This is a genomic window from Gluconacetobacter sp. (assembly GCF_047721585.1).
GTDB classification, from domain to species: Bacteria; Pseudomonadota; Alphaproteobacteria; order Acetobacterales; family Acetobacteraceae; genus Gluconacetobacter; species Gluconacetobacter dulcium.
This window is the reverse complement of record NZ_JBDNXE010000019.1, coordinates 1-21,915: the sequence shown is the minus strand read 5'-3', so window position 1 is coordinate 21,915 and position 21,915 is coordinate 1. Positions and strand designations below refer to the sequence as shown.

Annotated in this window: 18 protein-coding genes and 1 tRNA gene; 10 read left to right on the top strand and 9 right to left on the bottom strand. The window is 66.0% G+C overall.

The window, feature by feature from the left end; genetic code table 11:
- Window positions 1-31: 31 nt before the first annotated feature.
- Both mfd and ABF821_RS05805 read right to left on the bottom strand, forming a co-directional pair.
- On the bottom strand, window positions 32-3,514 hold the full coding sequence (mfd, locus tag ABF821_RS05810) for a transcription-repair coupling factor (RefSeq protein WP_415529359.1): 3,483 nt from the start codon (window positions 3,512-3,514) through the stop codon (window positions 32-34).
- Entirely contained in the window at window positions 3,511-3,822 is a 312-nt protein-coding gene (locus ABF821_RS05805) for a succinate dehydrogenase assembly factor 2 (RefSeq protein WP_415529358.1), read from the bottom strand. The genes mfd and ABF821_RS05805 overlap by 4 nt, the downstream gene beginning before the upstream one ends.
- 150 nt (window positions 3,823-3,972) lie before the next feature.
- Between ABF821_RS05805 and recG the strand changes: the two genes are divergently transcribed.
- Window positions 3,973-6,090, top strand: a complete 2,118-nt coding sequence (gene recG, locus ABF821_RS05800) for an ATP-dependent DNA helicase RecG (RefSeq protein WP_415529357.1) — start codon at window positions 3,973-3,975, stop codon at window positions 6,088-6,090.
- A gap of 186 nt (window positions 6,091-6,276) precedes the next feature.
- Here the strand turns inward: recG and ABF821_RS05795 are convergent, their stop codons facing one another.
- Complete coding sequence (locus ABF821_RS05795; RefSeq protein WP_415529356.1) at window positions 6,277-7,278, bottom strand: lipid A deacylase LpxR family protein; 1,002 nt, start codon at window positions 7,276-7,278, stop codon at window positions 6,277-6,279.
- Between the two features lie 441 nt (window positions 7,279-7,719).
- Between ABF821_RS05795 and ABF821_RS05790 the strand changes: the two genes are divergently transcribed.
- On the top strand, window positions 7,720-8,415 hold the full coding sequence (locus ABF821_RS05790; RefSeq protein WP_114726870.1) for a cold-shock protein: 696 nt from the start codon (window positions 7,720-7,722) through the stop codon (window positions 8,413-8,415).
- 183 nt (window positions 8,416-8,598) lie between these two features.
- On the opposite strand, the gene smpB is transcribed toward ABF821_RS05790, so the two are convergent.
- The 4 genes from smpB to ABF821_RS05770 form a co-directional block, all read right to left on the bottom strand.
- Window positions 8,599-9,087, bottom strand: coding sequence for an SsrA-binding protein SmpB (smpB, locus tag ABF821_RS05785; RefSeq protein WP_114726869.1), 489 nt, complete (start codon window positions 9,085-9,087; stop codon window positions 8,599-8,601).
- Window positions 9,088-9,089: 2 nt separating this feature from the next.
- On the bottom strand, window positions 9,090-9,971 hold the full coding sequence (dapA, locus tag ABF821_RS05780) for a 4-hydroxy-tetrahydrodipicolinate synthase (RefSeq protein WP_415529355.1): 882 nt from the start codon (window positions 9,969-9,971) through the stop codon (window positions 9,090-9,092).
- Between the two features lie 127 nt (window positions 9,972-10,098).
- Window positions 10,099-10,995, bottom strand: coding sequence for a prephenate dehydratase (locus ABF821_RS05775; RefSeq protein ID WP_415529354.1), 897 nt, complete (start codon window positions 10,993-10,995; stop codon window positions 10,099-10,101).
- Window positions 10,992-11,735 (bottom strand): 3-deoxy-manno-octulosonate cytidylyltransferase, encoded by a 744-nt coding sequence (locus tag ABF821_RS05770; RefSeq protein WP_182972899.1) that lies wholly within the window; start codon window positions 11,733-11,735, stop codon window positions 10,992-10,994. Before ABF821_RS05770 ends, ABF821_RS05775 begins: the two co-directional genes overlap by 4 nt.
- 147 nt (window positions 11,736-11,882) lie before the next feature.
- Between ABF821_RS05770 and ABF821_RS05765 the strand changes: the two genes are divergently transcribed.
- The 7 genes from ABF821_RS05765 (at window position 11,883) to ABF821_RS05735 (ending at window position 19,659) form a co-directional block, all read left to right on the top strand.
- Window positions 11,883-12,431, top strand: a complete 549-nt coding sequence (locus ABF821_RS05765) for a c-type cytochrome (RefSeq protein ID WP_246401262.1) — start codon at window positions 11,883-11,885, stop codon at window positions 12,429-12,431.
- Window positions 12,428-13,258 carry an inositol monophosphatase family protein gene (locus ABF821_RS05760; RefSeq protein ID WP_415529353.1) on the top strand — a complete coding sequence of 277 codons (831 nt, stop codon included), beginning with the start codon at window positions 12,428-12,430 and terminating at the stop codon, window positions 13,256-13,258. The genes ABF821_RS05765 and ABF821_RS05760 overlap by 4 nt, the downstream gene beginning before the upstream one ends.
- Before the next feature lie 112 nt (window positions 13,259-13,370).
- A complete protein-coding gene (gene serA, locus ABF821_RS05755) occupies window positions 13,371-14,636 on the top strand; it encodes a phosphoglycerate dehydrogenase (protein ID WP_182972897.1) in 1,266 nt (421 codons plus the stop codon).
- Between the two features lie 145 nt (window positions 14,637-14,781).
- Window positions 14,782-14,856 (top strand) — tRNA-Thr (locus tag ABF821_RS05750).
- A 203-nt stretch (window positions 14,857-15,059) separates the two neighbouring features.
- Entirely contained in the window at window positions 15,060-16,943 is a 1,884-nt protein-coding gene (locus ABF821_RS05745; protein WP_415529352.1) for a Hint domain-containing protein, read from the top strand.
- 117 nt (window positions 16,944-17,060) lie between these two features.
- Window positions 17,061-17,609, top strand: coding sequence for a helix-turn-helix transcriptional regulator (locus ABF821_RS05740; protein ID WP_415529351.1), 549 nt, complete (start codon window positions 17,061-17,063; stop codon window positions 17,607-17,609).
- Window positions 17,610-17,850: 241 nt separating this feature from the next.
- Window positions 17,851-19,659 carry a diguanylate cyclase gene (locus ABF821_RS05735; protein ID WP_415529350.1) on the top strand — a complete coding sequence of 603 codons (1,809 nt, stop codon included), beginning with the start codon at window positions 17,851-17,853 and terminating at the stop codon, window positions 19,657-19,659.
- Window positions 19,660-19,687: 28 nt separating this feature from the next.
- Here ABF821_RS05735 and ABF821_RS05730 read toward each other — a convergent pair whose 3' ends face one another.
- On the bottom strand, window positions 19,688-20,317 hold the full coding sequence (locus ABF821_RS05730; protein ID WP_415529349.1) for a JAB domain-containing protein: 630 nt from the start codon (window positions 20,315-20,317) through the stop codon (window positions 19,688-19,690).
- A gap of 104 nt (window positions 20,318-20,421) precedes the next feature.
- On the opposite strand from ABF821_RS05730, the gene ABF821_RS05725 reads away from it, so the two are divergent.
- Entirely contained in the window at window positions 20,422-21,129 is a 708-nt protein-coding gene (locus tag ABF821_RS05725; RefSeq protein WP_114726861.1) for an HAD hydrolase-like protein, read from the top strand.
- A 62-nt stretch (window positions 21,130-21,191) separates the two neighbouring features.
- Here the strand turns inward: ABF821_RS05725 and ABF821_RS05720 are convergent.
- Window positions 21,192-21,915 (bottom strand): JAB domain-containing protein (locus tag ABF821_RS05720; protein ID WP_415529348.1); only part of this gene is annotated, 724 nt, incomplete at its 5' end.

Sequence of the window (21,915 nt, the reverse complement as noted above, 5' to 3'; positions counted from 1 at the left end):
GCATGTCCGTCACCACAAGCGGGGTGTGTCGTCAGGCCGCCTTCTCCTGTTCCGCCAGGCGACCCAGGGCCTGAACCGTGTCCTTCGCCAGACGGATGCGCTGCGCATTCGTCATTTCACGCACCAGCGCCAGCTTGTGGTCTGGACGTAGGCGGACATTGCCCTCTTTCTGCTTCGCCATCCATGCCACCAACCCGGCGGGATTGGCGAAATGATTGCCCCGGAACTGGATCACCATCCCTTTCGGCCCAGCCTCCAGCCGCTCGACACCCGCCTCACGGCACAGGCGCTTGATCGCGACGACATCCAGCAGGTTGCGCACCGGATCGGGCAACGAGCCGAACCGATCCACCAGTTCGGCCTCCATCGCCTCGATCTCGGCATCGTTCGCCAGCCCGGCGATGCGGCGATACAGCCCCAGCCGCACCGGCAGGTCCGGCACATACTCTTCCGGAATCAGCACCGGCAGGCCGAGGATGATATTCGGCGTCCAGTCCCGGTCCGCGGCCTTGCGCCGGCCCTTCTCGGCCCGCAGTTCCGCCACCGCGTCTTCCAGCATCTGCTGGTAGAGTTCGATTCCGACCTCGCGGATATGGCCCGACTGCTCGTCACCCAGCAGGTTGCCCGCGCCGCGCAGATCCAGATCATGCGAGGCCAGGGTAAAGCCCGCCCCCAGCGTATCAAGCGTCTGCATGACCTCCAGCCGCTTCTCGGCGGCGGCGGAGAGCACATGCGTCTGCGGCCAGGTCAGGTAGGCATAGCCGCGCTGCTTGCCGCGTCCCACGCGCCCGCGAAGCTGGTAAAGCTGCCCCAGGCCGAACATGTCGGCCCGATGGATGATCAGCGTATTCACCGCCGGCATGTCCAGCCCGCTTTCCACGATATTGGTGGAGAGCAGGATGTCGTATTTGCCGTCGCTGAATTCGGTCATCACCCGTTCCAGCTCGGTGGGCGTCAGGCGCCCATGGGCCTGCACCAGCCGCGCGTCGGGCACGATCTCCTGCAAGCGCGCGCCCATCCGGTCCAGATCCTCGATCCGCGGCACCACGCAGAAGATCTGCCCGCCCCGGAACCGCTCGCGCTGGATCGCCTCGCGGATCACCACGCTGTCGAAGGGCATGATGAAAGTACGCACCGCCAGCCGGTCGGTCGGCGGCGTGGCAATCAGGCTCATCTCCCGCACGCCGGTCAGCGCCAGTTGCAGCGTGCGCGGCAGCGGCGTGGCCGACAGGGTCAGGACATGCACATCCTCGCGCAGCGCCTTCAGCTTCTCCTTGTGGGAGACCCCGAAATGCTGCTCCTCGTCGATGATCAGCAATCCCAGATCGGCAAACTGCACGCCCTTGGCCAGCAGGGCATGGGTGCCGATGATGATGTTGACCGTGCCGTCGGCCAGCCCCTTGCGCACGGCAGCCGCTTCCTTGGCCGTCACCATGCGCGACAATTGCGCCACCGTCACGGGCAGCCCGGCGAACCGGGCGGAGAAGGTGCGGAAATGCTGCCGCGCCAGCAGCGTGGTCGGCACCACCACCGCCACCTGCGCGCCCGACATCGCGGCCACGAAGGCCGCACGCAACGCCACCTCGGTCTTGCCGAACCCGACATCGCCGCACACCAGACGATCCATCGGCCGGCCGGAACCCATATCCTCCAGCACATCGACAATGGCGCGCGACTGGTCCTCGGTCTCCGCAAAGGGGAAGCGACTGCAGAATTCGTCCCACAGCCCTTCCGCCGGGGTCAGGCTGGGCGCCTCGCGCAGGGCGCGCATCGCGGCGGTACGGATCAGTTCGCCCGCCATGTCGCGAATGCGCTGCTTCATCCGCGCCTTGCGGTTCTGCCACGACGCCCCGCCCAGCTTGTCCAGCGCCACCCCGGCCTGATCGGACCCGAAGCGACTGAGCAGCTCGATATTCTCGACCGGCAGAAACAGCTTCTCGCTGCCGTCATAGACCAGACGCAGGCAGTCATGCGGCGCGCTGCCGACCGCCACCGTCTCCAGCCCGTCATAGCGGCCGATGCCGTAATCCTGATGCACCACCAGGTCGCCTTCCGCGATCTCCGACGCTTCGGCGATAAACTGGTCGGCCCGCTTGCGGCGGCGCGGCGGTCGCGCAATCCGCTCGCCCAGCAGATCCTGTTCCGACACGAAGGCCAGATTGTCGGCAATGAAGCCGCGCTCCAGCCCCAGCGTCAGCAACCCGACGGTGCCGGCCGGCAGATCCTGCGCCTGGGTCCAGGTCTCGAAACTCTCGGCCCGCATGCCATGCTCGCGCAGCAGCGTCGCGATCCGCTCGCGCGATCCACGGGTCCAGGCCGACAGATAGACCCGGCGCCCGGTCTCGCCCCATTGCCGGACCTGCGCATCGAGCATGGCGAACACGTTCTCACGCGATCCATCCACCACCGAGCGGGCAAACAGGATTCCCGGCCGCCCAAGCGCGTCGATCCCCTCCGCCCCATCCGGGCGGGAAAAGGGGTTGAACACCACCACCGGGCGGCCGGCCAGCATGCCGTCCCACCCCTTGCGGTCCAGATACATCAGATGCGGCGGCAGAGGACGATACGGAACCTCGCCCTCGCGCACCGGCTGGCGCCGCGCCTCGAAATGGTCGGCGATCATCTCCAGCCGCGACGACAGAACCTCGTCCGCCTGATGCGCCATGATCACCGCCACGCCCGGCAGATAATCGACCAGCGTTTCCAGATGTTCGTAGAACAGCGGCAACCAGTGCTCCAGCCCGGCATGGCGCCGCCCGTCGGAGACATGCTGGTAGAGCGGGTCGCCGCCGGCGGCCGGCCCGAACAGATCGCGCCAACCGGTACGAAAGCGCGAGATACTGGCCTGATCGAGGCTGAAATCGGCCACCGGACGCATCACGAACCGGTCCAGCCGCTCGGAGGACCGCTGGGTGGCCGGGTCGAACCGACGGATATTCTCGACCTCGTCGCCGAACAGGTCCAGCCGCACCGGCTCCGCCTCGCCGGAGGGGAATATGTCGAAAATGCCGCCACGGGTCGCGAATTCGCCCGGCTCCATCACCGTATCGGTGCGGTTGTAGCCGTTGGTCACCAGCAGTTCGATCAGGAATTCCTGGTCCAGATTGTCGCCGGCCGCGACCGTCAGCGACTGGCCGCGAAAGGCCGCGCGCGGCGTCACCCGCTGCACCAGCCCACCCACCGTGGTCAGCACGATGCGCGGCCCCGTCGCGGGCTCCAGCAGGCGCGTCAGGGTCGCGACCCGTTCGGCGACGATCGCCGGATTGGGCGACACCCGATCGTAGGGAAGGCAATCCCACGCCGGAAAACGCAGGATCTCCGCATGCGGCGCGATGAACGAGAGCAGGTCGCCGATCCGCGCCATGCCCGCGTCGTCGCGCGCCACATGCAGCACCGGCCCGTCATGCTCGCGCGCGCGCCGGGCGACGAGAAAGGCGTCGTACCCATCCGGCACGCCCCAGACATTCATCCAGCCGGAAGGCCCGGCGGGCTGGTCCCTTCCCTCTGCTGTCATCGTTCTCCCCGGATCGCGGCCTGCCGGGCGGGATCGTTGGCGTCGGCGATGATCGCGCGCATCATCGGGCAGTCAACCTCCGCCGGCACCGGCTTGCGGCCACTCAGCCAGTCCGCCAGATCGGCGTCAGGCAGGTCCATCACCGTTTCCAGCGCATCCATGTCCGCATCCGACATCCCCGCCAGACGCGGCGCCACGAAGCCGCCGATCAGGATGTCGGCCTCATGCGTGCCGCGATGCGTGGCGCGGAAATAGATCCGGCGACGGCGCGGATCGAGGGTCGAAAAGTCCGGTATGTCGAGGGACATGGTGCCTGCCCTGATATGGTTTCGTTTTGTTCCTTCGCGTTGCTGTCCTATAGCCCTCCGTCAGGGTCCTGTCAGCCCGGCAGTCGCACCGCCCCCCAGAAACGGCCCCCGCGGAAAGAAACCGGGGAATTGAGGACGATCGAGCCCAGCGTGTCCGATACCACCCCCCAGGACGATTCACCGGGCCTTCTCGGCCCGCTTCTGGCCCCGCTTCTGGCCCCGCTCGCCACGCTGCCAGGGGTCGGCGCCGCCACCGCGAAGCTGCTGGCGCGCGCGACCGGCGGCACGCGCGTGGCGGACCTGCTGTTCCACCTTCCCGAATCCGTGATCGACCGACGCTATCGCCCCCCGATGCGCGATGCCGTTCCGGGCCGGATCTGCACCCTGTCGGGCACCGTGCAGCGGATCGACGCCCCCGCGCGCGGCTCGCGCCAACCCTGGCGGGTCCGCCTGTCGGACGGCAGCGGCGCGATCGACCTGGCGTTCTTCTCCCCCTACCAGGCACGACAGATGGTCACCGGCAGCGCGGTCGCGATCTCGGGCATGCTGGATTCGTTCGGCGACCGACTCTCGATCGCCAACCCCGACCACATCGTGCCGGGCGGCGACATCGGGCGCATCCCGATGCTGGACCCGGTCTGGCCGCTGACGGCGGGCCTCTTCCCCCGCCATGTCCGCAACGCGCTGCAACAGGTCTTCCAGCACTTCCCCGCCCTGCCGGAATGGCTGGACCCCACGCTCGTCGCACGACGGCACTGGCCGGATTTCGAAACCGCGCTCCGCCAGTTGCACTGCCCCGATGAATTTCCCGACCTGCTGAAGGACGATGCCTACGCCGCCGCGTCCGAACGGGCGCGCCTGCGCCTGGCCTGCGACGAACTGCTGGCCGAACAGGTGGCGATGGCCGAAGCCCGGCGGCGCAACCGCAACCGTCCCGGCCGGTCGATCGTGCCCACAGGCACGCTGCGCACCACATCGCTGGAGCGTTTCGGCCACCTTCCGACCGGCGCCCAGACCCGCGCCCTGCGTGAGATCGACGCCGACCTCGCATCCCCCAGCCCGATGCTGCGCCTGGTGCAGGGCGATGTCGGCGCGGGCAAGACGCTGGTTGCCCTGCAAGCGATGCTGGGCGTGGTGGAGGCCGGCCACCAGGCGGTGCTCATGGCCCCGACCGAAATCCTGGCCCGCCAGCACCTGGCCACCTTCACCCGGCTGGCCCCCGTCCCGGTCGCCTTCCTCAGCGGCAGCATCAAGGGCCGCGCCCGACGCGCGGTGCTGGACGAGATTTCCACCGGCCGCGCCCCCCTTGTCGTCGGCACGCACGCCCTGTTTCAGGACAAGGTGGTCTTCGCCGACCTCGCGCTGGCGGTGATCGACGAACAGCACCGTTTCGGCGTCGAACAGCGGCTCCTGCTGGGCGAAAAAGGCCACCTCACCGACATCCTGGTCATGACCGCCACGCCGATTCCCCGCACCCTGCTCCTGACCCAGTGGGGCGAGATGCAGGTCAGCCGCCTGGACGAAAAGCCGGCGGGCCGTCTGCCCATCCGCACCTCGCTGCACGCCATGGCGTCACTGGGCGACCTGCTGGATGGCATCGGCCGCGCCATCGCCGGCGGCGCGCGCGTCTTCTGGGTCTGCCCGCTGGTCAGCGAGAGCGAGGCCCTGGACATCGCGGCGGCGGAAGCCCGCTTCGCGGTGCTGGCCGAACGGTTCGGCCCGATCGTGGGCCTCGCCCACGGCCAGCAGGACATCGCGGTGCGCGAGGCCGCGATCGCCGATTTCGCCGCCGGCCGCACCCGCATCCTGGTCGCGACGACGGTGATCGAGGTCGGGGTCGACATCCCCGCCGCGACGGTCATGGTCATCGAGCACGCCGAACGGTTCGGCCTGGCGCAGTTGCACCAGTTGCGCGGCCGCGTCGGTCGCGGCGGCGACGAATCCTTCTGCCTGCTGCTGCATGACGACGCCCTGGGCAAGACGGCGCGGCGCAGACTGTCCCTGCTGCGCGACACCGAGGACGGCTTCCTGATCGCCGACGAGGATTTCCGCCTGCGCGGCGGCGGCGACCTGACGGGCCGCCGCCAGTCCGGCCTGCCGGACCTGCGACTGGCCACCGGCGCCCGGCTGGACCTGCTGGTCGCGATCGCAGCACAGGACGCGCAACGGATCGTCGAAGGCAACGCCGAGACAAGGCGCGGCGCGGTCGCCCTGGCCGTGGAACTGTTCGACCGTCACGACGCCGCCCGAACCCTACGCTCCGGCTAGAGCAGACCCTCGGCGCCGCGAAGAACACGCCCGCCTTGACGGGCGGATTCCCAGAGCCTGACCGAACATGCGCGCTGGCGGCGAATGGCCATCAAGGCCACTCCGCTCCGATGCGCGGAAACACACGCCGGGCGCGGCCCGAAGCGGGCCGCTCCCGCTCGCCAGCCCGCATGTTCGGTCAGGCGTTCAGAATTTGGCCGACAGGGCCAGCGACCCGTAATTGAACAGCCCGCTGCGCGCGCCCTTGAATTCCTGGGTCTGCCACACCTGGCTGTAGGACAGGCGCATCCCGTGCCACATGATCGCGAGGCCGGCATGGATCTCGCCCACATCCCAGTTCACCGGCACATGCGGCGAATTGCTGCGGATCGTATTGCCTTGCAGGGTGGCGTCATAACCGACGGCGTAGCCGGTCACGTTGCCGAAGACATACCACGACACCGGGCGCGTCAGCCGGTAGGCATCGGTACCATCGGTGCCCGGCCCGATCGTGGGCGTGCCGAAATCGCTGTTCAGCCCCTGGCCGATCCGGAACGTATCGGCCACCGAGCCATAGATCCGGTAATCGCCGATCGCGGCCGAGGTCGCGGGCAGCATATCCATCGAAATACCGAAGACATCGGCCAGCGGAAACCGCCAGGTCCGCCCCGCCTGCACCTGAAAGATCGGCTGGTTCTGCAACTGGTGGTGCCACCCCAGGTTCCGGGTGTCGCCGATCGCGCCGTGGAAACCGTTCTGCAATTTCTCGCCCAGCCCGGCCGGCCCCATGACACCGACCTGGATACCGAACACCGACCGGGAAAGATCGGTATCGTTGATCAGGTTGATGGTGCCGAGCAAAAGGCTGGCATAAGGCCGGTCACGCGGCGACGGCGTGCTGATCTGCGTATTTTCCGGGGTAAAGATAAGCTGCTGCAAGCCCATGCTGATGCGGGTGACGCCTGCCCCCATGATGGCATGATTGATGGTCTCGATCGGGGCCGGCTGGTTGTCGGTGCCCGAGGTCCAGTTCAGGCGCAGCCCACTGGTATAATACTGGTCCGACGTTCCCTTCAGGGTACTGACCGCGTCGTTTTCCCCCTGGATCGTCCAGGTTCCGTACGGGTCCTGCAACGGCGTGGCGTGGGCCGGGGCACAAACGGCTGCCGCGAGGCACCCCATCCCGGCGAGCGTACCGACACGCGCCATCCAAAGGGCTTTTCTTTCCGTCTTTGTCTGGCCCATCAGCTTCCCTTTTCACCTGCGCGACGCCGCATCCGAACCGCGCCCACCGACTGTCTAAAACGTCCCGGCGTTTCGAGAAAGCCCATGGGTGACTTTCGTGATCGGACGACCCACGCCAGCCCGCCGTCATGCACGGCTATCCGGCCCCCCACCGCCGACGGCGCCAACATTAATGCTTGGTCATATTAAAGATGACGGCATGATGGAACCACGGGCCGAAGTTATGCTTATCTGTATCGGACACCGACGCATTCGTGCTAGGGTCCGCGCGGGGAAAGGATGCTGTCCGCCACGGCCGCTCAGGCGGTTCGGAGAACGGTTGTGTAATGCCTTGATCCAGCAAAATTTCTTCATCCGGTGGCTCCTGGGACAGGACCCGCCAACTAGACCTCGGGATTACGACCGTTGAGAAGTAACAGGACCGACCGCAGCCCCCGTTCCCCGCGCCGCGGCGGATTTGACGACGATTTCATGTCGCCGCCGACGTTCGGTGATCGTGGCAGCAGCGGAGCTCCCCGTCGCCCCATGGGCGGTGGTGGTGGCGCCCCCTCCCAGGTGATCGCCTCGGGACCGGAGATCAGTGCCTCCGTAAAATGGTTCAACAGCGAGAAGGGTTTCGGCTTCGTCGAACTGGCCGACGGTTCGGGCGATGTCTTCCTTCACGCCAACGCGCTGGCAACGACCGGCCACAGCTCCGTCTCCCCCGGCACGACGCTGGTGGTCCGCATCGGCCAGGGGCCGAAGGGTCGCCAGGTCGCCGGAGTGGTCTCGGTCGACGAGAGCACGGCCCAGCCGGAGCGTCCGCGCGGTTTCGGTGCCGGCCCCGGCGCCCCGCGTGCCCCCGGCGGCTTCGGTGCCCGTCCGGCCCGTCCGGCCCCCGATCTGTCGCATGCGCAGGACATGCGCGGCATCGTGAAGTGGTACAACGCCACGAAGGGCTTCGGCTTCATCACCCCGGAAAGCGGCGGCAAGGACATTTTCGTCCACGCTTCGGCTCTGGAGCGTTCGGGCCTGACCGGCCTGACCGAAGGCCAGACGGCGAACGTGCAGGTCGTCCAGGGCCAGAAAGGCCCCGAGGCCGCGTCGATCAGCGTCGACTGATCCGGCATCAAGCCTGATCAACAAGCAGGGTCGCCCTCGGGCGGCCCTGTTTTTGTTTGGGCGGCACGCTTCCCCGCGCGCCGCGCCGCCAAAGCGGATCGCGGCCAGGGGCACACGCGCCCAGCCACGCTCAAAGAGCCGTTAAAACAATAAAATAGCGTAATGCAAGGCGGCCGAGCCGGCCTATTCCTTGCCCTTGTTGCGCATCAGCCGCGCCTTGTCGCGCTGCCAGTCGCGCTCGGCGATCGCATGGCGCTTGTCGGCCTTCTTGCGCCCCTCGCCGATCCCCAGCGTCACCTTGGCCAGGCCACGGGCATTGAAATGGATATCCAGCGGCACCAGCGTCACGCCCTCGCGCGCCACGGCGCCCAGCAGCTTGTTCACCTGCTTGCCGTGCAGCAGCAGCTTGCGCGGCGCGCGGGGTTCGAAGCGCGATAGCACGCCGCCCTGATATTCGGGGATATAGCTGTTAAACAGCCAGATCTCGCCATTCCGGTCGCCGGCATAGGCTTCGTTGATCGTGGCCCGCCCCATGCGCAGGCTCTTGACCTCCGGCCCCTTCAGCACCAGCCCGGCCTCGACCGTCTCCAGGATCTTGTAGTCGAACCGCCCCTTGCGATTCTGCGCCGCGATCCCGTGCGAGATCATGCCACTCTTGTTTTTCTCGGCCATCGTCAGTTCAACAGGCCCACGGCGGCCAGCGCCTCGCGGACAAGGACGCGGGACGCTTCGGTCAGCGGCGCCAGCGGCAACCGGCAGGTCTCGCCCCCCAGCCCCAGCAGGCTGGCGGCATATTTCACCGGCGCCGGATTGCTCTCGCAGAACAGCGCATCGTGCAGCGGCGAAAGCCGGTCCTGCAACGCCATCGCATCCGCCACGCGCCCATCCTGCCAGGCCCGGTGCAGTTCGGCGCACAGGCGCGGCGCCACATTCGAGGTCACGCTGATGCAGCCATCCCCTCCGGCGGCCAGAAACGAGACCACGGTACCATCCTCGCCCGAAAGCTGATTGAAGGGCTTGTGATCGATCGCCCGACGCACCTGGATCGGCCGCAGCAGGTTGGCGGTGGCATCCTTCACCCCGACGATCCGGGCATGCCGCGCCAGCCGCGCCATGGTCTCGACCGAAATATCGACCACCGAGCGGCCGGGAATATTATAGACGACCAGCGGCAGGTCGGTCGCATCGGCAACCGCCATGAAGTGACGATACAGCCCTTCCTGCGTCGGCTTGTTGTAATAGGGCGCAACGACCAGAATGGCATCCGCCCCCGCCGCCTTGGCATGGCGGGCCATATTGACGGCCTCGGCGGTGCTGTTGGAGCCCGCGCCGGCAATGACCGGCACCCGTCCCGCCACGACCTGAACCGTGTATTCGACCACGCGCGCATGTTCGTCATGCGTCAGGGTCGGGCTTTCTCCCGTCGTGCCCACCGGCACGACACCCGACGACCCTTCGGTCACCTGCCAGTCGAGGAATCGGCCCAGCGCCGGAAAATCCAGCGACCCGTCATCGTTCATCGGCGTAATCAGGGCTGTGATCGAACCCTTGAACATAGTCGTTTCCACTCGAATCTCGCAGGCTGTGACACGGGCCGCCCCTCGGGCCACCCCGGCAGGATCGTGATCCCGCCTGTTCTGTTAATCCACGGTGTTAATGCCGGGCATGGTGGCTAGGCAACCTTCATCGGTCCGCCATCCCGTTTCCCCGGAACGGCGACCCCGGATAAACACCCAGAATCGCGGAGGTTTCCGAAAAGAAGGCCAGTTCCGCCAAAGCCTGCGCCAGCGCCGCATCCTCGGGGTGCCCTTCGACATCGAGCAGAAACTGCGTCGCGGCGAACGACCCGTCCAGCATGTAGCTCTCCAGCCGCGTCATGTTCACGCCGTTGGTCGCAAACCCGCCCAGCACCTTGTAGAGCGCCCCGGCCGTATTGCGCACCCGGAACAGCACGGTGGTCAGCGTGCCCGCCTGCCCCGGTGGCGGCCGCACCGCCTCGCGCGACGTGATGTAGAAGCGGGTCGTATTATGCGCCGCGTCCTCCACATTATGCCGCAGCACCACGAGACCGTTCAGTTCCGCCGCCAGCGCCGACGCCACGGCCACATCCTCGGGGTTGTTCCACCGCGCCACCAGTTCGGCCGCGCCCGCCGTATCGAATTCCACCACCGGCGTCAGACCCAGCGCCTCGACGATCCCCCGGATCTGCCCCATGGCGACCGGATGGGTATGGACCCGCCGCGCCTGCGCGATCGTGCTGCCGGGCACGCCCAGAAGACAATGCTCGACCCGCTGGAAATGCTCGCCGACGATGTTCAGCCCCGCCTGCGGCAGCAGGGCATGAATATCCGGCACCCGCCCCGCCAGGCTGTTCTCGCAGGCCAGCATGCCCAGGTCTGCGCGCCCGTCATGCACCGCCGCGATCGCATCGGCGAAGGTTTCGCAGGGCAGCGTGCTCCAGCCGGGAAAGGCCTGCCGGCACGCCAGGTCGGAATAGGCGCCCGGCCGCCCCTGAAAGGCGATGATCCCCATATGGGGAATCGACGGTGCGCCGGGAGATATCGACGGCGCGCCGCTCATGCCACGTCCGCCATCATGCGGCGCGCGCGTTCCAGGTCCGCCGGCGTATCCACGCCGAACGGCGCCGCCCCGATCCGGGCACATCCGATGATCATTCCGGCCTCCAGGGCTCTAAGCTGTTCCAGTTTTTCACGCCTTTCCAAAGCCGCTTCGGGCAGGGCCACGAACCGCGCCAGCGCCGCCCGGCGATAGGCATAGATCCCGACATGATGCCACAACGCCCCCTCGCCCCACGGAACCGCCGCCCGCGAAAAATACAGCGCCCGCGCCACGGCGCGCGGGGCACCCTCGGGAAACGCGCATGCGACCTTCACCACCGAGTCCGCCTGCGCCTCGCCGGGTTCCGTGACCGGGGCGACCAGCGTACCGATATCGACGGCCCGGTCGGCCAGCGGCAGCAGGGCGGCGGCCAGGGTCTCCGGCGCCAGCCCCGGCAGGTCGCCCTGAAGGTTGAGCACCACGTCATGCCGGCCGTCCGGATCGACGGTCGCAAGCGCGTGCCACACCCGGTCGGAGCCCGAAGGCAACGCCGGGTCGGTCAGGACGGCGGTACCACCCGCCGCCTCCACCACCCGCGCCAGTTCGGGGTCGGCCACAGCGACCACGACCGGCCCGATATCGGCCGCGCGCGCGCGCTCCAGCACATGCACGATCATGGGCCGGTCGCCGATCATGGCCAGCGGCTTGCCCGGCAGGCGCGTCGAGGCCATGCGGGCAGGAATGATGACGATTGGATTCATGCGAACACGCAGCAGGCCCTGACACTCGAAAGCGGCGGAAACGTCCGGCCGGGGAAACGCCGCTGCGGACACGCGCTCCGGCCCATCGGCACGATCCCACGCAGCTTCACACAAGGCGGGCGGCAGTCTAGGTAAGGACCGGCCAGCATGCAACCGAAACACCGATGGAGCATCGTAACCCGGATGGACAGCCACGACGCCAACCGCATCGGCGCAGCTTTCCTGCTGACCGCGCTGGCAATGGCCGGCAGCGTCTGGGCCGGACACCGGGCCATACCCGAGGCCATTCCGCTCCATCCGGCCTTCGCCCTGCCCGAACCGCCCGACGGATCGGCCGGCCTCTCGGTCGCCGAAGCCCTCGCGCATGCCGATCCCAAAGCCGGACAGGCCCTCGCGGCACGATCCTGCGCGATGTGCCACAGCTTCACGCAGGGCGCCCCCCCGGCGGTCGGCCCCAATCTGTTCGGCGTCGCCGGCACCCCGATCGCCGACCTCCCCGGCTACAGCCTCTCCCCCGCGCTCCTGGCACACCGGTCGGAACTCTGGACCGACGAAACCCTGTCGGCGTGGCTGGAAAGCCCGGCCCGCTTCGCGCCGGGCACCCGCATGGCCTTCCCCGGCCTGTCCGACATCCGCGACCGCGCGGCGATCATCGCCTACCTGCACACCCTGTCCGACGGAGGACACCAGCCATGACCCACACCGGCACGCCTCTCGCCGCCGCCCTCCCCGATGCCGACCGCCTGCTGGACGCCGCGACCGCCGCCGCCGATGCCGCCGCCTGCGTGATCCGTCCATTCTTCCGCTCCGGGGTCACGGTCGACGACAAGAGCGACCAGAGTCCGGTCACCGTCGCCGACCGCACCGCCGAGCGCACCATCCGGGCGATCCTGGCCGAACGCCTGCCCGACCATGCCGTACTGGGCGAGGAATTCGGGCTGGAGCGCGCGGGCTCCCGCCACTGCTGGGTGATCGACCCGATCGACGGCACACGAGCCTTCGTCACCGGCCGCCCCACCTTCGGCACCCTGATCGCCCTGCTGGAAGACGGCGTACCGGTGCTGGGCATCATCGACCAGCCGATCACCGGCGAACGCTGGATCGGCATGCGCGGCCGGCCGACGCGCTACGAATCCCGCCTGCCCGGCACCATCGGCACCCGCCGTTGCGCCGCGCTGAAACTGGCGGAACTCTCCTGCACCGCGCCCGAGATGATCGCGGACGCACCGACGCCATATTGGGACGCGCTCCGCCGCGCCGCCCGCCGCGTCACCTGGGGCGGTGACTGCTATGCCTACGGCCTGCTGGCATTGGGACAGGTCGATGTGATCGCGGAATGCACGATGAAGATCTGGGACTGGGCCGCCCTCGTGCCCATTATCGAAGGCGCCGGCGGCCGGGTGACGGACTGGCACGGCCGCACGCTGCATGCGCAGAGCGACGGCACGGTGTTGGCGGTCGGCGACCCGGCCATGCTGGCCGACGCCGTCTCCCTGCTGAATACGGGCCTGCCGGCGCGGTGACACCCTTCACCCGGCGGGCCAGCACATGGCACCGATGCCGTCCTCTCCCTATCCATTTATCCGTCGATCGGATAGGAGAACCATCTTCCCCGAATAAGCGCGAGTATTCGAGATGAGCAGCGAAGCCACCTCCCACCTGTCCCTCCCCAAGGACAAGATCCGCATCCTGCTTCTCGAAGGCGTCCACGACAGCGCCGTGTCGCTGTTGAAGGCCAACGGGTATGAGAACGTCACGCGACTCAAGACCGCTCTGGAAGGGGCGGCCCTGCGCGAGGCTCTGGAAGGCGTGCATATCGTGGGTATCCGCTCCCGCACCCAGTTGACCGACGAGGTCATCGCCGCCGCCGACCGGCTGATCGCCGTGGGCTGCTTCTGCATCGGCACCAACCAGGTCAACCTGACTGCGGCCCGTGCCCACGGCATCCCGGTCTTCAACGCCCCGTTCAGCAACACCCGCTCGGTCGCCGAACTGGTCATGGGCGAGGTCGTGATGCTGATGCGGCGGATCTTCCCCCGCTCGGTGGAGTGCCATGCCGGCGGCTGGAACAAATCCGCCGCCAATAGCTGGGAAGTCCGGGGCAAGACGCTGGGCATCGTCGGCTACGGCTCGATCGGCTCGCAGCTTTCGGTCCTGGCCGAGGCGTTCGGCATGCGCGTGATCTATTACGACGTGATCGACAAGCTGGTGCATGGCAACGCCACGCCGGTCGAGACATTGAACGACCTTCTGGCGCAGAGCGAGGTGGTCAGCCTGCATGTGCCGCAGCTCCCCAGCACCGCCAACCTGATCGGCGCCGAACAGATCCGCGCGATGAAGCCCGGCTCGTTCCTGATCAACAACGCCCGCGGCAACGTGGTGGACCTGGAGGCGCTGGCCGACGCCCTGCGTGACGGCCACCTGCTGGGGGCCGCGATCGACGTGTTCCCGACCGAACCCAAGGGCGCGGGCGATTCCTTCACCTCGCCGCTCCAGGGGCTGGAAAACGTCATCCTCACCCCGCATATCGGCGGCTCGACCGCCGAGGCGCAGGAGCGGATCGGCGTCGAAGTCGCGCGCAAGCTGGTCGAATATTCCGACGTGGGCTCGACTCTGGGCGCCGTCAATTTCCCGACCGTGCAGTTGCCGGAAAGCCCGCGCGGCACCCGCTTCATGCACGTCCACAGCAACGTTCCCGGCATCATGCTCCAGATCAACGAGATCTTCATGGCCGAGAACAGCAACATCACGGCCCAGTATCTCCAGACCGACGGTGAACTGGGCTACGTGGTGGTCGAGGCGGATACGGGGCGCGACACCGACAAGGACAACCGCATCCTCCGCCGCCTGCGCGACCTCAAAGGCACAATCCGCGCCCGCCTGCTCTATCAGCAGGCCTGATCAGAAGGGTGGCGGAATCTTCCCGCCACCCTGCCCTCTTGACCCGTCGGGAAGACAGAGGCAAAAGCACACAGTCCCGGCCCTGGTCCTCAAAACGAACCACGATGCCACGGATAGTCTAACGATGGTGCAACGTCCCATCGCCGCCGGGTTAGCACAGCGGTAGTGCAGCGGTTTTGTAAACCGAAGGTCGGGGGTTCAAATCCCTCACCCGGCACCAATCTCCTTTTAAAAATGACCGACGCAATCGTCGGCTGTCCTTTTTCGTCCCCACAGGCCCGGCCACTCCCTGCGACAGGGCGCATGGCGCTTATCGCCACCATGCCTGTAGGCTCGGTGACATGGGGCATTTGTTAACTTTCATATGACAATCTGAGATCCCGATCTTCGCAGGGGCACATCCAGCTTTGGGGGGATATCAGTATGTCGAGCGCTGGCACGTATTATACATATGACGCACAAGGTCATATTGAAACAACATGGACAATTACCGATGGAACGCTTTTCAATGGCGGCATCGGAAATTCCAACATCACAATTACGGATTCCAACGGAAATACAATAAAAACGCTAACCGGCGTTCCTGACGGTCTTCTGTCCCATATCCAGACGGGAACCGATGCGACCAATGGTAGTCTGCTTTCTATAATCGGTGGTCAATGGGTCTCTGTACCAGGTTCCAGCGGTACCATTGATATTGTTCTGTCTGCCCTGTCGGCACCCGTTTTTACAATCGGCGGAACGACAGATATTGATTTCGTTGTAAACGCCGCAACAGCCATTACCATGAATATATATGGCGGAACGGCGACGTTTTCGGGTGGCCTCATCGCTGGTGCGTTGAGTGGCTCAACCATCAACATAGGGTATGGCGGCACATATAACGGCAACACACAACTGATCAGCCTGCTCCAGGGAACGACCATCAATTTCACAACTGGCGGCGGCACGCTTGTTCTGAATGGTGGTGGTGTATTCCTGAATCTGTCGGGAACATCGATTACCGGCTACGATCCGCAATACGATACCATAGAAATCAAGAATACAGTCGCCACTGTTTCCGGTTATACCATAGCCACATCAGGCACAAACAAAACGATTACGCTTTTTGGAAGCGATGGCACACAGATTGCGACCTACACTGTAACACCCGCAGCAAATGCCAACCTCCCCGTCGGAACCTATAACAACCTGGCGACGGAAGACGTAAACACAAACCCCCTGCAAATCACCTACAAGGACCACAACACCTATATCGGTGCCTGCTTCCTCGCCGGCTCGATGATCCGGACGCCGGATGGTGATTGCGCCGTCGAAGATATCCGGATCGGCGATGAAATCAGCGTCTACGACTGGCGCAACAACATTGAAGCAACACGCGATGTCGTCTGGGTCGGCAGCAGAAAAGTCGTGGTCCGTCCAGATTACCCGGACGACGAGGCAGGCTATCCCGTTCGCATCCTCAAGGACGCCGTCGCCGATGGCGTTCCCTACAAGGACATGCTGATCACCGCCGAGCACTGCCTGTTCTTCGCGAACAGCTTCATCCCCGCCCGCATGCTCGTCAACGGCACATCCATCTTCTACGACAAATCCATTACCAGCTACACGTATTACCATATCGAAACAGACCCGCACGCGGTGATCCGCGCCGACGGCATGTTGACCGAGAGCTATCTCGACACCGGCAACCGCCGCGCCTTCCAGCAGGACGGCAAGGTCGCCACGTTGCGCGGCGTTGTCCGTACCTGGGAAGAAGATGCCGGCGCCCCCCTGAATGTCGCCCGCGCATTCGCCGAGCCCCTGTTCCGCCAGCTCGCATCCCGTGCCGAAGCGGCGCATCTCGAAAGCCAGGCACCCGCGCCCGTCCTGACCGATGAGCCCGACCTCCACCTCACCACAGACAAGGGACAGATCCTCCGCAAGATCCGTGAGGCCGACGGCTGCACCCTGTTCATGGTCCCGACCGGCGTTCGGACCGTCCGGCTTGTCTCCAGGGCAAGCCGCCCCAGCGACACGATCGGCCCCTTCGTCGACGACCGCCGCCCTTTCGGCATCGAAGTCGGCGAGATCAGGCTCTTTGAAGGCAACCACGCCCGAACCATCACGGACCACCTGACAGACGGCGACCTGCCCGGCTGGCACGCCGTGGAAGGAGAATACAGCCGCTGGACCAGCGGTAACGCCTCCCTTCCCCTCGGCGAGCGTCATCCCAACAGCATCGCCATGCTCGCCATCACCGTCAGGTCCGCCGGCCCATATATCGCCTCCGACGAAACGACCCGAGCCCTCACCTCGTCACTCTGAGCATCACGGCTCCGATCCGTTCATCTCCACAGACCCCGCTCTCCTTGCAAGAGCGGGGTCCTCCTTTCGTAAAGCATCATGGCCCGAAGAACTCTTCTCCAGCCGGGACAGATATGGATGCCGGGCAATCCCGCCATCCCACCGCGCAGGATCATCGACCTGCCCGGAGGCATGATTTCCTATCAGGCAAAGAGTTCTCCAAAACCGACCGGCACCAATCCCGACGGTATCATCCCGCAGTCCCTGTTTCGAAAGTGGATCCGGGATACCGATGCCACGCTGGCCGGGAATGATACGACAAAGGCATCTCCCGCGGCTGAACTCGCCAAGAAGATCGTAACCCTGCGCAAGGCCGGAGGCATGAGCCAGAACGACCTCGCCCGTGCCCTCCATGTCAGTCGCTCCGCCATCGCGGCGCTGGAGACCGGCCGCAGCAGCGCACGCGGGCACATCCCGCGATTGGCGGAACTGTTTCAGGTGCCGGAAGAACTTTTCCTCAGCGGGATGGTGGAACAGGCATTCCCCATGACGCTTTCGACAGACGAGCACGACCTGATCGAACTCTACCGCCGCCTGCCCACCGAACTGAAGATCACCGTCCAGAAATATGTCGAACGCCAGACCAGAGCATTGCCACCGAAAGCCGGTTCGGTGGAAATACTCTAGTTTATTGTTTTTAGGAGAATCTTCACCTGTTCGAATGCACGCATTCAAACAGGACCTACTCCAGGACGGGCGCATGCGGCGGCTGATCGATGCAGCGCCCATCGGGCCGCGAGAACCGGAACACACACAGCAATGGACTCATGCAGACCGCATTCTGTCGCAATTGATATAACAGGCCCGCTGTCCCGAAGTCGGCAATTGATGATAATTGGCATCGGGTAATGAGGACGAGCCACGCAGCATGACAGCAATCCTGGCGGGTCGGAACAGTCTGTCGACGATATTGACCTGCGTGGTATGGTGCCTCGTCGCCATTGCCAGCGTGGGATGGACCCGCCATGGCGGCAGTTCCGCCATGATCTGGCCGGCCAACGCGGTCCTGGTGGCATCGGCCCTGTGCATGCGCAATTTCGACTGGCGGCTGTTTCCGCCGCTGCTGCTGGTCCTGTCCACGCTGGTCAATTTGGGTGACCATCGCCCCTGGGTCACCAGCGTCGGCTTTGCAGGCGCCAATCTGGTCGAAATCCTGCTCGCCGTTTTTCTGGCCCGCCGTTTCAGCCCGATCTCCGATTTTTTCGAACATCCCGGATGGGCATTCCGCTTCGCCCTTGTGACGGCAATGGCCGTCATATGCTCGGCGGCCGTCGCGGCAGAAGCCCTGTATTTCAGCGAAGGGCGCGGCTGGCTGGGTGGTGCGACGACCTGGACGATGGCCCACCTGCCCGGCGTACTGATCACGGTTCCGGTTCTGCTGGCCCTGAACCCCTATGATACCAAGGGCAACCCGGACCACGATTCCCCGTCATCGCTTGTGGCCGGCGGCCTGATGGCGCTGGTCGCGGGGGCAGCGATCGTGGTCTATGGCCAGGCCCACTATCCGTTCCAGTTCCTGCTTCTGCCGCCGCTGCTCCTGGCCACCTACCACCTGTATGCCAAGGGCGCCGCGCTGGCCGTCGCAATCATCGCCATGATCGGCAGCTATTTCATCTTCACCGATGTCGGCCCCGCCATGCCCTTTCATGGGCCGGACTCGCTGAGGATCTATATTTTCCAGCTCGACCTGGCGACAATCTTCTTCTGCGCCCTGCCGCTGGGCGCCGTACTGACCCAGCGCGACCAGAAAGCCGCACTGGCCGAACGGCGACTGCGCGATTTCCGTCACCTGGCAGACCGCGTGGGCGACGTGCTGTTCCGGGTGGATGCCTTCGGCCGCTGGAGCTACCTCAATCCGGCATCCGAGCAGTTGTTCGGCGTGCCGGTCGAATACCGGCTGGGCCAGCACATGCTGGAGAGCGTCATCCCCGAGGACCGCCCTCCCCTCAGCCGGGCACTGTCCGAACTGGTATCGGGCAGCCGGGAAGATCTGCGGCAGGTCGTCAGCATCTGCCGCCGCGACGGCACGATCCGGCATGTCGAGATCCTGGCCCATCGCCTGGATGAAGATCTGGGCTATGGCGGGCTGATCCGCGACATCACCGAACAGTTCACACAGGACGAACAGAACCGCCGGATCGCCGAAGCCAACGAGCACGCGGCCAATACGGACGAACTGACCGGCCTGCCCAACCGGCGCGCCTTCTTCCAGGCTCTCCATGCCTGCATGGCGCAGGACGATGCGAAGATCGCGGTCGCGATTTTCGACCTGGATCATTTCAAGCTGGTCAATGACCGCTACGGTCACCCGATCGGCGACATCGTGCTCCAGCGGGTCGCCTCCACGGTCCTGGCCGCCGTGCGCGACGGCGACATGGTCGCCCGGATCGGCGGCGAGGAATTCGCGGTCCTGATCACGGACCAGAACCCCGAACAGGCCATCAGCCTCGCGCGCCGGCTGGTCCGCGCCGTCTCGTCGGATTCCATCGTGGTCCCATCCGGTCCGACCCTGCACGTCACCATCAGCATGGGGATCGCCTGCCACCGGCCCGACGAGGACCATGCGGCCCTGATCGAACGCGCCGACCAGGCGCTCTATGTCGCCAAAAGGGGCGGCCGCAACCGGCTGATGATCGCCGAAGATACGCTCACCGAGCAAACCGCCAACGGCACCTGAAGCAAGCACCCGGCCGGCAGGCTGCCTCTCACAGCAGGCCCGCCTGCCGGAAACTGGTCGCTCCCCCATTGCCCACGATCACATGGTCGCGCACCGTCAGCCCCAGCACGGTGGCGATCTGCTCCAGCCGCCGGGTCATCGCGATGTCCTCGCGCGACGGCATCGGGTTCCAGCCGGGATGGTTATGAACCAGGATCAGTTCGCTCGCCTTCAGGCGGATGGCGCGGCGCATGACCTCGCGCGGATAGACGGGCGTCTGGTCGATCGTGCCCTGCGCCAGGACTTCATCGGCGATCAGCCGGGCATTGCGGTCCAGAAACAGCACGCGAAACTGCTCCAGCGTGTCGCGCGCCAGAACGGCCTGAAGATAAGCCATCAGCGCGTCATGCGACGCCAGCAGATTGCCCTGCCGGATTCGCGTCCGCATCAACCGGATCGCCGCCTCACGCAGCAGCGGAAGCGTGACGACCACCTGAATCCGCCCCTCGACCGCAGCCGACAATTCGTCGGCTTCGGCGGCGAAGACTGCGCCGGCAGTGCCGAATCGCGCCAGCATGGCGCGGGCCAGCCCGGCAGGGTCGCCTCCCGAAGGCAGGATCAGCGTCAGGATCGCGGACAGCAGCCCAACGTCATCGGCATCGGCGGAAGGCGCGGTCATGCCATCCCACGGCCCCGGCCGCCCGGACGGGAAGCCGCCAATGGCCGCGAAGCGGCAGCTTGGGTATAAGGGAGCTTCATGGAGCCAAAAGGACCATCGCCGGTATGAATGTTCTGTCGTCCCTCAATCATCGCGACGCGGTTCTTCTCGATCTCGACGGTACCATCATCGATTCCCGCGCCGGCATTATCAGTTCCCTGCATGACGCGATACGCGATCTTGGCCATGAACCCGATCCGGCGGAAGACCTGACCTGGGTTGTCGGTCCCCCCCTGCACGATCTGGTCGCCCGCGTCCTCACGCATTACGGCGACGACAGGGCCGAGGAAGCCGTAAGGCGCTACCGCTATCATTACGAGCGGCGCGGCATGCATCGCAGCCCGGTCTTCCCAGGCATGCGCGAGGTGATCGAAGCCGTAACGGCCTCCGGCGCCCGGCTGTTCCTGGCAACCTCCAAGCCGGTTCACCTGGCCCGCGCCATCCTGGAATTGCGGGAGCTGACCCCCTATTTCACGGCGCTCTACGGTGCCCGGCCCGACGATACCGGCGCGGAGAAACCCGAACTCATCGCCCAATTGCTGGAAGAGCACGACATCGCCAGAAACCGCGCCATCATGGTCGGCGATCGTCGGTTCGATATCAGCGGCGCCCACGCCAACCATATCAGGGGACTTGGCGTACTGTGGGGCTATGGCGGCGAAGAAGAACTGACCGAAGCCGGTGCCGACGCACTGGTCACCGATCCCGGCGAACTGATGGCGGCGATCCGGGGCCAACTGGCGGCCGCGCATATCCACCCCGCGGCGAAGTAACCTTCCGACGCCTGGCGGCCGATGCGCCCCCGATCGCCGCACGCGCATCGGCCGCCGGACTCCTACAGGCGTCGCTGCTGGCGCAGACTGAGCCACTGGCCGCGCCGCAGGAACACATGGTCCTGAACCGTCAGGGATAGGTTCTGCGCGTGGTAGGAAATCGCCTGCATCAGCACCGCATCCCCCTCGATCATCGCGACCGGCGGCGGCCAGTTGGGCGCCATCCGGATTCCGACCAGCGCCGTGGCGTGCAGGTCGAGCGCCCGCAGCAGAATATGGCGCTGGGTCAGTTCCGGCGCACCGCCTCCGCCGTCATCCACCGCCTCATCGGCAATGATGTGATTGATGCTGTCGAGGAAGAGCACCCGCAACTGGCCGGGCGGCGCATCGGCCAACCGGGTGTCGCAATACGCCAGCACCGCATCCCAGTCTCGCATCGGAGTGCGCGTCAGCGGATCGGGCCGCGACAGACACTCGGCCACGGCGGCCGGCAGCCCCAGCGCCGCCGCCGCCCGCTCCGACAGTCCGGCTTCCCGCAGCCCGTCCGGCGAGGCCGACAGCAGCGCGCCCAGACTGCCGAATCGGTTCAGCAGGGCCTTGGCCAGCGGCTTGGTATCCCGCCGGGGCACGCCGATGAACAGCAGCATCTCCACGATCTCGTAATCCGCCAGCGACGCGGCACCCGATGTCAGAACCCGGGCACGCATCCGCCCCCGATGCCCGGCCGGCCCGGTTTCCTTGAAAGGGGCCGCCTGCCCCGCGCCCTTTCCGCCCCTTCCGCCCGCC